Origin of the sequence: Kitasatospora sp. NPDC101176, from assembly GCF_044768035.1 — a bacterium.
Lineage (GTDB): Bacteria > Actinomycetota > Actinomycetes > Streptomycetales > Streptomycetaceae > Kitasatospora.
The window spans coordinates 591,059-602,440 of record NZ_JBIWPA010000001.1; the positions used below are offsets into that span (position 1 = coordinate 591,059).

The 11,382-nt window shown below is 73.0% G+C and carries 9 protein-coding genes; 3 read left to right on the forward strand and 6 right to left on the reverse strand.

Annotation, left to right across the window (positions count from 1 at the left end; all coding sequences use genetic code 11):
• Nucleotides 1–151: 151 nt before the first annotated feature.
• Complete coding sequence (locus ACIRS1_RS02475) at nucleotides 152–1,594, reverse strand: glyceraldehyde-3-phosphate dehydrogenase (RefSeq protein WP_360222055.1); 1,443 nt, start codon at nucleotides 1,592–1,594, stop codon at nucleotides 152–154.
• Nucleotides 1,595–2,058: 464 nt separating this feature from the next.
• Between ACIRS1_RS02475 and ACIRS1_RS02480 the strand changes: the two genes are divergently transcribed.
• Entirely contained in the window at nucleotides 2,059–4,209 is a 2,151-nt protein-coding gene (locus ACIRS1_RS02480; protein WP_402836211.1) for a UvrD-helicase domain-containing protein, read from the forward strand.
• 276 nt (nucleotides 4,210–4,485) lie between these two features.
• Nucleotides 4,486–4,947 carry a GreA/GreB family elongation factor gene (locus ACIRS1_RS02485; RefSeq protein WP_387896706.1) on the forward strand — a complete coding sequence of 154 codons (462 nt, stop codon included), beginning with the start codon at nucleotides 4,486–4,488 and terminating at the stop codon, nucleotides 4,945–4,947.
• 27 nt (nucleotides 4,948–4,974) lie between these two features.
• Here the strand turns inward: ACIRS1_RS02485 and ACIRS1_RS02490 are convergent, their stop codons facing one another.
• Nucleotides 4,975–6,282 (reverse strand): YhgE/Pip domain-containing protein, encoded by a 1,308-nt coding sequence (locus ACIRS1_RS02490; RefSeq protein ID WP_402836213.1) that lies wholly within the window; start codon nucleotides 6,280–6,282, stop codon nucleotides 4,975–4,977.
• A gap of 240 nt (nucleotides 6,283–6,522) precedes the next feature.
• Here ACIRS1_RS02490 and ACIRS1_RS02495 point away from each other — a divergent pair, with 240 nt between their 5' ends.
• Entirely contained in the window at nucleotides 6,523–6,645 is a 123-nt protein-coding gene (locus ACIRS1_RS02495; protein WP_402836215.1) for a hypothetical protein, read from the forward strand.
• Between the two features lie 90 nt (nucleotides 6,646–6,735).
• Here ACIRS1_RS02495 and ACIRS1_RS02500 read toward each other — a convergent pair whose 3' ends face one another.
• The 4 genes from ACIRS1_RS02500 to ACIRS1_RS02515 form a co-directional block, all read right to left on the reverse strand.
• The gene (locus tag ACIRS1_RS02500; RefSeq protein WP_402836217.1) at nucleotides 6,736–7,770 is read right to left on the reverse strand and encodes an isocitrate/isopropylmalate dehydrogenase family protein; all 1,035 of its coding nucleotides are present in this window, start codon (nucleotides 7,768–7,770) and stop codon (nucleotides 6,736–6,738) included.
• A gap of 125 nt (nucleotides 7,771–7,895) precedes the next feature.
• Nucleotides 7,896–8,534, reverse strand: coding sequence for a 3-isopropylmalate dehydratase small subunit (gene leuD / locus ACIRS1_RS02505; protein WP_402836219.1), 639 nt, complete (start codon nucleotides 8,532–8,534; stop codon nucleotides 7,896–7,898).
• A 100-nt stretch (nucleotides 8,535–8,634) separates the two neighbouring features.
• Nucleotides 8,635–10,032: a 3-isopropylmalate dehydratase large subunit gene (leuC, locus tag ACIRS1_RS02510; RefSeq protein WP_402836221.1), complete on the reverse strand. Its 1,398-nt coding sequence runs from the start codon at nucleotides 10,030–10,032 to the stop codon at nucleotides 8,635–8,637.
• On the reverse strand, nucleotides 10,029–11,231 hold the full coding sequence (locus tag ACIRS1_RS02515; protein ID WP_360223447.1) for a pyruvate carboxyltransferase: 1,203 nt from the start codon (nucleotides 11,229–11,231) through the stop codon (nucleotides 10,029–10,031). Before ACIRS1_RS02515 ends, leuC begins: the two co-directional genes overlap by 4 nt.
• Between the last annotated feature and the right edge of the window lie 151 nt (nucleotides 11,232–11,382).

Below are 11,382 nucleotides of genomic sequence, written 5' to 3' on the forward strand. Positions count from 1 at the left end.
CCGGGTGGGGCGGGGCCGCCGGGGTGGCGGGGGGGCGGGGGGGGCCCGGGGGGCGCGGGGGGGGGGGGGGGCGGCGCCGGTGGGGGGCGCCGCCCCGCCGCCTTCGCGGGGAGTCAGCCCTGGATGGTCCGGGCGTCCGGCAGGCCCGGGATCAGAGCGCCGGGGCCGGGTACGTCGGGTACTCGACGCCCGAGACGTACTGGACGACCCGGATGACCTGGCAGGAGTAGCCGAACTCGTTGTCGTACCACAGGTAGAGGATGGCGTTGTCGCCCTCGACCTTGGTGGCGCCCGCGTCGACGATCGAGGCGTGCCGCGAGCCGATGAAGTCGCTGGAGACGGCGTCCGGGGAGTCGATGAAGTCGATCTGGCGCTTCAGCGGCGAGGTCAGCGAGACGCCCCGCAGGTAGTCCAGGACCTCCTCGCGGTTGGCCTCGCGGGCCAGCTGCAGGTTCAGGATGGCGATCGAGACGTCCGGCACGGGGACGCGGATCGAGCTGCCGGTGATCTTCGCCTTGAGGTCCGGGAGGGCCTTGGCGACGGCCGAGGCGGCACCGGTCTCGGTGATCACCATGTTCAGCGGCGCCGAGCGGCCGCGGCGGTCGGCCTTGTGGTAGTTGTCCAGCAGGTTCTGGTCGTTGGTGAACGAGTGGACGGTCTCCACGTGGCCGCGCAGCACGCCGTACTCGTCCTCCATCGCCTTCAGCGGCGGGACGATCGCGTTGGTGGTGCAGGAGGCGCAGGAGAGGATCTGCTCGTCCGGCTTGATGGTGTCGTGGTTGACGCCGTGGACGATGTTCGGGACGTCGCCCTTGCCCGGGGCGGTCAGCACGACCTTGGCGATGCCGGGGCGCAGGTGCTTGGACAGCCCCTCGCGGTCACGCCAGCGACCGGTGTTGTCGATCAGGATGGCGTCCTTGATCCCGTACTCCGTGTAGTCGACCTTGGTCGGGTCGTCGGAGTAGATCACGGTGATCTCGTTGCCGTTGGCGATGATCTTGTTGTTCGCCTCGTCGACGGTGATCGTGCCCTGGAAGGGGCCGTGGATCGAGTCGCGGCGCAGCAGCGAGGCGCGCTTGACGATGTCGTCGCCGCCGCTGTTGCGGACCACGATCGCCTTCAGGCGCAGACCGTTGCCGGAGGCCTTCTCGATCAGCAGGCGGGCGACCAGGCGGCCGATCCGGCCGAAGCCGTACAGCACGACGTCGCGGGCGTCACGGCGCTCCAGCTTGTTCTCGCCGGTGGCACCGGAGACGGCACGGGCGGTGAACTCCTCGACCGACAGGCCGTGGTCGTCGGCCTTGTAGGTCGCGGCCAGCATGCCGATGTCGATCTGGGACGGGCCGAGGTCCAGGGTGGTCAGCGCGCTCAGGAAGGGCATCGTCTCGGTGACCGAGAGCTCCTCGCCGGCTATCTGGCGGGCGAAGCGGTGCGTCTTCAGGATGCTGACCACCGACTTGTTCACCAGGGAACGGCTGTGCAGCAGGACGGTGACATCCCGCTCCCGGTGCAGCCGCCCGATGATCGGGATCATCGACTCCGCGATCTCCTCGCGGTTCTTCCAGTCCGTGAACACGTCGTCGTTGACAGTCACAAGTCCATCTTTCGAGCTGAGGGTGTTGCCCACATGGTAGCTTCGCCCGCCCCCGGCCCTTCGGGCGGTCCCACCCCGGCGCCCGCCCCGCCCGCACCGCACCGCCGCCCCCGGCACGCCCCGGACCAGCACCTTCGCCCCAACCGCCGCCCCCCGCACCACCCCTGGCACCCCTCACCGCCCACTCCCCGGCGTGATCACCGCCACCCTCCGGCCCCGCGAAACGGCCCCGCCCCGCCCCCGGGCAGCGGGCCACCGCATCGGCCCGGCCTCGAAGCCGCCCCGCGGACTCGACCGCCGCGGGCCACCCCGCCGCAGCCCGCGTGACGGGCGTCCATCACGCCCTGGTGCGGGCCGGGCGCGGGGTGTGTGCGGCGGTCGTCCGTACGCGGCCCGAGTGATCGTCCAGGCCAGTACAGTGGGCACACCGCCCGACCGACCGAGTCGCGCAACGAGGGGGACGCGTGGCGACGCTGGGGATGCACCGGGACTTCCTGCTGGAGTTCACGGCACTGGAGAAGCCGGTGCAGCGGCGGGTGTTCGAGGCCTTCGAGAAGTTCACCGAGGCCACGCACGCCGGCCTGCACCTGGAGAAGCTCGCCCACCAGCGGGATCCCCGGATCCGGACCATCCGGATCACCGGCTTCTGGCGCGGGGTGGTCCTCAAGGAGGACGAGGGTGACGGCTACCTGCTGCTGAAGGTCCTCCCCCACGACAAGGCCAACGACTGGGCGTGCAAGCACCGGGGCTCGGTCAACACCGCCACCCAGGGCATCGAGATACGCAACGACGTCGCGCTGGAGCGTGCCACCGAGTCCCTGAAGGCCGCTGCCACCGACGAGCCCCGGCGGCTCTTCGCCGACCGCTCCGACAAGGTCCTGCGCAGCCTGGGCGTCGACGAGGAGATCCTGCCGATCATCCGGCTGCTCCCCGACGAGGCCCACCTGGAGGCGCTCCACCGGGTCCTGCCGGAGCAGCAGTTCGACGTCCTGATCGGCCTCGCGAGCGGGATGGAGCCGGAGGAGGTCGACCGCGAGATCGTCCAGGCCTACGCCCGGACGGCGGCCCCGGTGAGCGCGGCGCAGCCCGAGGACGGGCTGGTCTCGGCGATGGCCCACGCACGCGGCCGGGTCGCCCTGGTGTCCTGCCCCGAGGAGCTGCTGGAGATCCTGGAGCGCCCGTTCGACGCGTGGCGGATCTTCCTCCACCCGGCCCAGTACCGGATCGCCTACCGGGACTCCTACAACGGGCCCGCCCGCGTCACCGGCGGGCCCGGGACCGGCAAGACCGTGGTGGCCCTGCACCGCGCCTACCACCTGGCGCGCCGGTTGCCGGCGGACGCACCCGACGGATCGATTCTGCTGACCACCTTCACCAAGGACCTCGCCGCGGAGCTGGAACGGTGCCTCACGCTGCTCGTCACGGACGAGCGGGCCAGGGCGAAGGTCCGGGTGGTCACCGTCGACGCGCTGGCGAACGAGGTCCTCCGCCGTTCGCGCGGCGGCGCTCCGCTGAAGATCGTCTTCAACCAGCGCGCCGTCCTCGCCCGTTGGGGCCGGATCGCCGACCGGCTCGGGGTCGACTTCACCGACGTCTTCCTGGACCAGGAGTGGCGGCAGGTCGTCCTGGCCCAGGCGATCGAGAGCCCGGAACAGTACCTGAAGGCGTCCCGGTCCGGTCGGGGGACGGCCCTCGGCCCGCTGAGGAAGGCCCAGCTGTGGCGGGCGGTGGCCGCGTTCGAGGAGGAGCTGCGGCAGGCCGGGGAGTGGACCTTCCTGCAGGTCTGCGCGCAGGCCGCGCGGGTGCTCGACGAGCAGGACGAGCGCCCGTTCCGGCACGTGGTGATCGACGAGGCGCAGGACCTGCACCCGGCGCAGTGGAGGTTCCTGCGCGCGGTCGTCGCGCCCGGGCCGGACGACCTGTTCCTCGCCGGTGACCCGCACCAGCGGATCTACGGGAACAAGGTCTCGCTGCGCTCGCTCGGGATCCAGGTGGTCGGGCGGTCCTCCCGGCTGCGGATCAACTACCGGACGACGCACGAGATCCTCAGCTGGTCCGCGTCCCTGCTCACCGGTGAGCGCCCGGACGACATGGACGGCGGGGAGGAGTCCCTCGCCGGCTACCACTCGACCCTCCACGGGGCCCGCCCCGAGACGCACGGCCACGTCGACGAGGCCGAGGAGATCCGGGCCCTCGTCGCCCGCGTCGGGGAGTGGACCGCCTCGGGGGTGAGTCCCGAGGACATCGGCGTCGCCGCCCGGACCGCCCGGCTCGGCCGTGACATCACCCAGGCCCTGGAGCGGGCCGGGACGCCGGCCTGGCTGCTCGGCAACGCGCCGGCGCCCGGTGTCCGGGTCGGCACCATGCACCGGATGAAGGGGCTGGAGTTCCGCTACGTCGCCGTGGCCGGCGTGAGCGACGGCCTGGTGCCCATGCGGAGCGCGATCACTCCGGTGGACACCGACCCGCAGCAGCACCAGGACGACCTCAACGGGGAGCTGAGCCTGCTCTTCGTGGCGTGCACGCGGGCGAGGGAGGCCCTGCACGTGTCCTGGCACGGCACGCCCAGTGCCTTCCTCGAACCCGTCGTCCCGACCGCGTCGCTCGCGCGCTGACACCCCGGTCGCTCGCGCTCCGACACCCGGCGTCGCCCGCCCGGTGACCCCCGCCGGCGCTCGCCCGGTGACACCCGGCCCCCCGGTCGTCCGCAGGGAGGGGTCCCCCGTCCGGCAGCCGTTCCGGCGCCGTGCCGACCGCGCCCCGGGGCGGCCGCTGCTCCGGTGCCGGGCCGAGGCGGACGTCCTCCGGAAGGAGTTGCCGGGGGTCCGGGGCGGTGCGGTAATGGAGAGCGCCGTGCGGTGAGCGGACGACCAGCGATCCCGGGAGCAGGTATGACAGGCGGTCCCGAGCCCATCAGTCCCGAGGGCCTGCGGGCGGTGCAGGAGGACCTGGCGCAGCTGCGCGCCGAGCGGGCCAGGGCCGCCGCGACGCTGCGCGCGGAGGACCCGGTCGGCGACCGGGCCGACGCGGCGGACGAGCTGCAGCGGGCCTCCGACGTGCTGCGGCTGGACCGGCGGATCGCCGAGCTGGAGCTGCGGCTCCACGAGGCGGAGGTGGCGGGCCCGCCGGCCACCGACGTGGTCGGGGTGGGCTCGACCGTGACCCTCCGGTTCGCGGACGGCACCCGGGAGACCGTGGCGGTCGGGGAGCTCGCCGAGCACCTGGAGCAGAACCTGGTGACGGCCGACAGTCCGCTCGGCCGGGCGCTGCTCGGGCACCGCGCCGGGGACACCGTGGACTACCAGACGCCCGGGGGCGGGACCAGCGCGGTGGTGCTGTCGATCGGCCGCTGAGGCCGGGGGCTGGGCGCCCGCGGCCGGTCACCCGGGCTGCGGGGTCCAGCGGTGCAGGCCCTTGCGGTCGTAGTAGCGGGTCATCCCGAAGCCGAAGGCCAGTGCGAGCACGGTGCCGATCACGATCATGATCCAGGCCCGGGTGAGGCCCGCGTCCGCCCGGGCGTCGAAGAAGAGGATGGCCCGGATGCCGTCGCTGAGCTGGCGCATCGGCTCGAAGGTCGCCAGGAAGCGGTAGAACCCGGGCACCGCCTGGAGCGGGATGGTCGCCCCGGAGGACGGCAGCGCGAACGCGATGAAGACGAACATCGACACCAGCTGGCCGATGCCGCCGAAGGCCGCGTTGATCGCCTGGACGCCGAGGCCGACGGCCAGGCTGGCGCAGTAGGCGAACACCCAGAGCAGTCCCTGGTGCGGGGCGTCCATGCCGAGCAGGGTGATCGAGCAGAGCATCACCAGGGTGGTGGTGAGCAGGGTGATCCCGGCCGTCATGACCATCTTCAGCAGCAGCGTCTGGGTGCGGCTGATCGGGACGGTCGGCCGCCGGGTGTGCCAGGGGCCGAGCTCGCTGTCGCTGTAGCCGAGCGCCGTGTCGACGCCGTTGTGGATGATGTTGCCGCCGATGAAGCCCATCAGCACGGCCAGCAGCGTGTAGTAGAAGGCGGTCAGGCCGAGCCCGCTGTGGGTGCCGATCGGGTGGCCGACCCGGGTGGTGACGGCGAGCGGGTCGGCGAGCAGCAGCCGCGCGGTGGGGCTGGTGTCGGGCCCGCCCGTGCCCTGGTCCCCGGCGGGCGGCAGGGCGGCGGTCAGCTGCTTGCCGACCGCCAGCGAGGCCTGGTGGGCCGCGGCCTGGGTGGTCTGGGAGGCCAGCGAGGAGCCGAGGCTGCCGAGCCCGGGGTTGGTCAGCACCGTCAGGGTGGGCTGCTCCGTCGCCCGCCCGGCCGCCAGTGCCTCGACGGCGGGGGTGAAGTCCGCCGGGACGACCAGCGCGCCGTAGACCTTGCCGGTGGCCAGCTGCTCGTTCGCCTCGTCCGGGTCGACCTGGCGCCAGTCGACGGTGCCGGCCGGGGTGTTCGCGACGACGGCCCGGGTCAGCTCGGTGCCGAGGTTCGTCTCCCGGCCCGGCGGGGGCGCGTTGCGGTCGGCGTTCACCAGGGCGATCGGCAGCCGGTGCAGCTGCCCGACCGGATTGACGATGCCGCCCATGTAGAGCAGCGAGAGCACCACGGCCACCAGCCCGCACAGGACGGCCGGGACGATCCAGAGCTTGGGGCGGCGGGCGAGCACGAGGGCCCGCGCCTGCGGGGGACCTCCCTGGGAACCTGCGGAGGCCATGCCTGCCACCCCTCGGGTCCGGGCGGCAGCCTGGTGCTGCGGCCGGTGCGGTGGGAAGTCGTTCCGTGGCGGCCCCGTGGCCAAACCCGCGTCACCCGATCCGCCCCGTGGGGGTCGGCGGGGGCCCGGGCGGGCCCGCCGGCCGGCGTCGATAGCGGGCCGATGGCCGGGGCTGCCAGGCTGCAGCCGTCCCTCCCCCGCTGCCGACCGGCCGCCGTCAGGACTTGGAGTCAGTTCGAGATGACCGAGCACACCGCGTTCCGCACCGCCGGGATCCGCACCGCCGGGATCCGTACCGCCGTCTTCCGCACCATCGCCTTCCGCGCCGACCACCGGTCGGGCGAGCACAACCCCTGGGGCTAGGACGAGCCCGTCGAGGCGGCGCACCGACCGCGGCGGCCGCCGTGGTCGGTGGGGCGACCACGGCGGCGGCAGGGGGCCGATGGGGGTGCGTCAGGCCCCGAGGGCGGCCCGGACCGCGGCGCCGGCCTCCTTGGTGCCGAGGGTGCCGCCGAGGTCCGGGGTGCACGCGCCCTCGCCGACGGCGGTGCCGACGGCAAGCTGGACCGCCTTCGCCTCGGCCGCCCAGCCCAGGCGCTCCAGCATCAGCGCGGAGCTGAGGATCGCGCCGAACGGGTTGCCGATGCCCCGGCCGGCGATGTCGGGCGCGCTGCCGTGCACCGGCTCGTACAGGCCGAACCCGGTCGCCGGGTTGATGTTGGCGGAGGCGGCGTTGCCCAGACCGCCGGCCAGCATGGCGGCCAGGTCGCTGAGGATGTCGCCGTAGGAGTTGTTGGTGACGATGACGTCGAACTGCGACGGGTCGGAGATCAGCTTCATCGCCGCGGCGTCGACGTAGAGGTGGGTGGAGCGGATGCCGGGGTTGCGGTCGGCGGCCGCCCGGAAGGCCCGCTGCCAGACCTGCCCGCCGTGCCGCACGGCGTTGGACTTGTCGACCATGCAGACGCCGCGCTCGGCGATCGAGTAGGCGTACTCCATCACCCGCGAGACGCCCATGTGGGTGCTGACGTCCGCGTCGATCGCCATCTCGTGCTCGGTGCCGCCGCGCAGCACGCCGCCGATGTCGGTGTAGAGGCCCTCGGTGTTCTCGCGGACGATCACGGCGTCGATGCCGCGGGTCCGGTCGTCGCGCAGCGGGCTCAGCCGCTCGTGCAGCAGGGTGGCGGGGCGGTGGTTGACGTAGAGGTCGAGGTCGAAGCGCAGGCGCAGCAGGACGCCGCGGCCGTAGTCCGAGGTCGTCACCCGGGGGTCGCCGATGGCGCCGAAGAGCACCGAGTCGCTGGCCCTGATCCGTTCGAAGTCCTCGTCGGACAGGGAGACCCCGGTCCGCAGGTAGGTGTCGGCGTTGACGTGGTCGAGGACGTCGAACGCGAGGTCCAGGCCCAGCGCGTCGATGGTCTCCAGGGCCTCCTGGGTCACCTCGGGTCCGATGCCGTCACCGGGGATGACGGTCACTGTCTTGGTCATGGGTCTCACCGTTTCTGGGGTGGGGCCGGCCGGTTCCGGGTCGGGCCGGCCGGGCCGGCCGGGGTCGGGCGGGGTCACCGCCGCACGGCCGGCGTCGCGGGCGGGGGCGCCGCGGGCGCCGGTGGTCAGGAGGCCCGGCGCTGCCGCGCCGCCTCCGGGGAGGAGAGGGCTCCGCGGGTGATGCTGGTCATCCAGGCGGGGCGGCGCTGTTCGAAGGCGGCGATCGCGTCGGCCTTGCGGAGGGTCACGTCGATGTCGTCGAGGCCGTTGAGCAGCAGCCAGCGGGCGCGGTGGTCCGCCTCGAACTCCCAGGTCCCGCCGGCGGCGGTGACGGTGAGCGCCTCGAGGTCGACGGTGATCCCGAACTCCGGATCGGCCTGGGCGCGTTCGGCGAGGTCGGCGACGACGGGCACCGGCAGCGCGACGGCCAGCAGGCCGTTCTTCAGCGCGTTGCGCAGGAAGATGTCGCCGAAGCTGGTGGCGATGACGGCCCGGAAGCCCCAGTCGCGCAGCGCCCACACGGCGTGCTCGCGGGAGCTGCCGGTGCCGAAGTTGTGGCCCGCCACCAGGACGCTGGCGTCCTGGTGCTGCGGCTGGTTCAGGACGAACCCGGGCTCCTTGCGCCAGTGCCCGAACAGGGTGTCGGCGTAGCCGGACTTGGTGAGCCGCTTGCAGAACTCGGCCGGGATGATCTGGTCGGTGTCGACGTCGTCCCGGGAGAGCGCGACGGCCCGTCCGGTGTGCGCCGTGAGCGGCTCCCTCATGCCTGTGCCCCCTGCTGGTCGGTGCGCGCGGTCGGCGCGGTCGGGTCGGACGGACGGGTCCGGGCGGACGGACGGGTCGGGCTGGTGCGCCCGGCGGCGCTCACAGCTCGGTCGGCGCGGCCAGCCGGCCGGCGACGGCGGTGGCGGCGGCGACGACGGGCGAGACCAGGTGGGTGCGGGCGTGGGTGCCCTGCCGGCCCTCGTAGTTGCGGTTGGAGGTGGAGGCGACCCGCTGGATGCCCTGCAGGCGGTCGGCGTTGATGCCCATGCACATCGAGCAGCCGGACAGCCGCCACTGCGCGCCGGCGTCCAGGAACACCTTGTGCAGCCCCTCCTCCTCGGCCTGGGCCCGGACGGCCATCGAGCCGGGGACGACGAGCATGGTGATGCCGTCGGAGACCGTGCGGCCGCGCAGCACGTCGGCGGCGGCCCGGAGGTCCTCGATCCGGCCGTTGGTGCAGGAGCCCAGGAAGACCGTGTCGATCCGGACGTCGCGCAGGGCGACCTCCGGCTCCAGGCCCATGTACTCCAGGGCCCGGCGGGCGGCCTGCTGCTCGGCGGCGGTCGCGAAGGTCTCCGGCGCCGGCACCGCGCCGTCCAGCGGCACGGCCTGGCCGGGGTTGGTGCCCCAGGTGACGAACGGCCGCAGCCCGGTGACGTCCAGCTCGACGACGCGGTCGAAGGCGGCGCCCTCGTCGGTGCGCAGCGAGCGCCAGTGGAGCTCGGCCTCGTCCCAGTCGGCGCCGGTGTCCGCCCAGCGCTCGCGCAGGTAGTCCAGCGTGGTGTCGTCCGGGGCGATCAGACCGGCCCGGGCACCCGCCTCGATACTCATGTTGCAGACCGTCATCCGCCCCTCCATGGAGAGGTTCTCGACGGCCCGGCCGCGGTACTCGATCGCGTAGCCGTTGGCACCGTTGGCACCGATGTGCGCGATGAGGGCGAGGATCAGGTCCTTCGGGGTCACGTCGGCCGGCGGCTCGCCGAGGAACTCGACGGCCATCGTCCGGGGGCGCGGGAGCGCCAGCGTCTGGGTGGCGAGGACGTGCTCCACGTCGCTGGTGCCGACGCCGAAGGCGAGCGCCCCGAAGGCGCCGTGCGTGGAGGTGTGGCTGTCGCCGCAGACCACGGTCATCCCGGGGCGCACGAAGCCCAGTTCGGGCGCCACCACGTGGACGATGCCCTGGTGGTCGTCGCCCAGCGAGAAGAGCTCGATGCCCTGATCGGCGCAGTTCTCGCGCAGCCGCTCCAGCTGCGCGCTGCCCATCGCGTCCTTGACCAGCAGCGTGTTGGTGGGCACGTTGTGGTCTTCCAGGGCGAGGGCGAGGTCGGGCCGGCGGACCCGGCGCCCGGCCAGCTGCAGGCCGTCGAAGGCCTGCGGGGAGCTGGCCTCGTGGAGCAGGTGGAGGTCGATGTAGAGGAGGTCGGGCTCGCCCGGGGCCCGGTCGACGACGTGGCTCTCCCAGACCTTCTCGATCAGGTTGCGCGCGGTGCCGCTCATCGCCCGGCCACCGCCATCCCGGCGGCGTCGGCGGTGCGGCGCAGGCGGCCGGCGATGATCTCGCGCAGTTCGCCGAGCTCGACGCAGGTGCCGTCGGCGCGGTCGGCGATGTAGGTGTCGTAGATCTCGTCGAGCAGGTCGCGCTCGGCGCCGAGGCCCATCTGGTCGAACAGGTTGCGGACCACGGTGCGCCCGGAGTGCCGGCCGATGAGGATTCCGCGCTCCCGGCCGAAGCTGTGCGGTTCGACGTACTCGTAGGTCACCGGATTGCGCAGCATGCCGGCCTGGTGGATTCCGGCCTGGGTCGCGAAGGCGTTCTCGCCGAAAATGGCCTTGTTGCGCGGGGTGGACATTCCGATGATGCGGGCCAGCAGCTGATAGGCCGGGTAGAACTTCTCGGTGCGCAGCACGCTCGTGACGCCCAGCTGCTCGCCCTTGTAGAGCAGCACGGCGGCGAGCTCCTCCAGCGGGGTGTTGCCGGCGCGCTCGCCGATGCCGGCGATGGTGGCCTGCACCTCGTCCGCGCCCGCCGCGACGCCGGCCAGGGCGTTGGCGAGGGAGAGCCCGAGGTCCTGGTGGCAGTGGGTGGACAGGATGACGTCGTCGGGTATCCAGGAGCGGACCCGGGCGACCTGCGCGCCGAACTCGGCCGGGAGCAGGCAGCCGGTGGTGTCGGCGAGCGCCACCGTGCGGGCGCCCTCGGCGATGCCGGCCTCGATCATCGGGCGCAGCAGGTCGTCACTGCCCCGGCTGGCGTCCTCCAGGCCGAGCGTGATGTCGGTGAAGCCCAGCTCACGGGCGAACCGGATGCTGTCGACGATCTCGTGGAGGCCCTCGGCGCGGGTGAGGCCGCGCTTGTGCTCCAGGTGCACGTCGCTGCCGGTGGCCATGATCTGGATCTGGTGACCGGTGCCGGCGGCCTCGGCGGCCAGCTCGATGTCCGAGCGGACCGCCCGGTTGAGGGTGGCCACCTTGGCGGTGGTGAGCGCCCCCGAGATGAGTCTCGCCGCCTCGAAGTCGCGCGGTGACGAACTCGGGAAGCCGGCCTCGATGGTGTCGACGCCGGTGGCCTCGATGGCGAGGGCCAGCTCCAGCTTCTGCTCGGGGTTCATCGCGTTGCCGGGGGCCTGCTCGCCGTCGCGCAGCGTCGAGTCGAACACCCGGAGCCGTCGTGCGGTGGGGACGGATTTCGAGGACATGGGTATTTCCGCCTCTTTCGGGAACGCCACCGGACGGACGCCCGGACGGGGGTCGCGGTGTGCGGCGGCGGGTGAATGTGGCTGGCAGCGGTGACTTTACTGGGCGGGAATGAGCACCCGTCAAGACTTTTCGAACAAATAAGCATTCGAT

What these genes read in the sequence shown, in the direction of transcription:
- ACIRS1_RS02485 (WP_387896706.1), top strand. Translation starts at nt 4,486, where the DNA reads ATGACAGGCGGTCCCGAGCCCATCAGTCCCGAGGGCCTGCGGGCGGTG.
- ACIRS1_RS02490 (WP_402836213.1), bottom strand. Translation starts at nt 6,282, where the DNA reads ATGGCCTCCGCAGGTTCCCAGGGAGGTCCCCCGCAGGCGCGGGCCCTC.
- ACIRS1_RS02495 (WP_402836215.1), top strand. Translation starts at nt 6,523, where the DNA reads ATGACCGAGCACACCGCGTTCCGCACCGCCGGGATCCGCACCGCCGGG.
- ACIRS1_RS02500 (WP_402836217.1), bottom strand. Translation starts at nt 7,770, where the DNA reads ATGACCAAGACAGTGACCGTCATCCCCGGTGACGGCATCGGACCCGAG.
- leuD (WP_402836219.1), bottom strand. Translation starts at nt 8,534, where the DNA reads ATGAGGGAGCCGCTCACGGCGCACACCGGACGGGCCGTCGCGCTCTCC.
- leuC (WP_402836221.1), bottom strand. Translation starts at nt 10,032, where the DNA reads ATGAGCGGCACCGCGCGCAACCTGATCGAGAAGGTCTGGGAGAGCCAC.
- ACIRS1_RS02515 (WP_360223447.1), bottom strand. Translation starts at nt 11,231, where the DNA reads ATGTCCTCGAAATCCGTCCCCACCGCACGACGGCTCCGGGTGTTCGAC.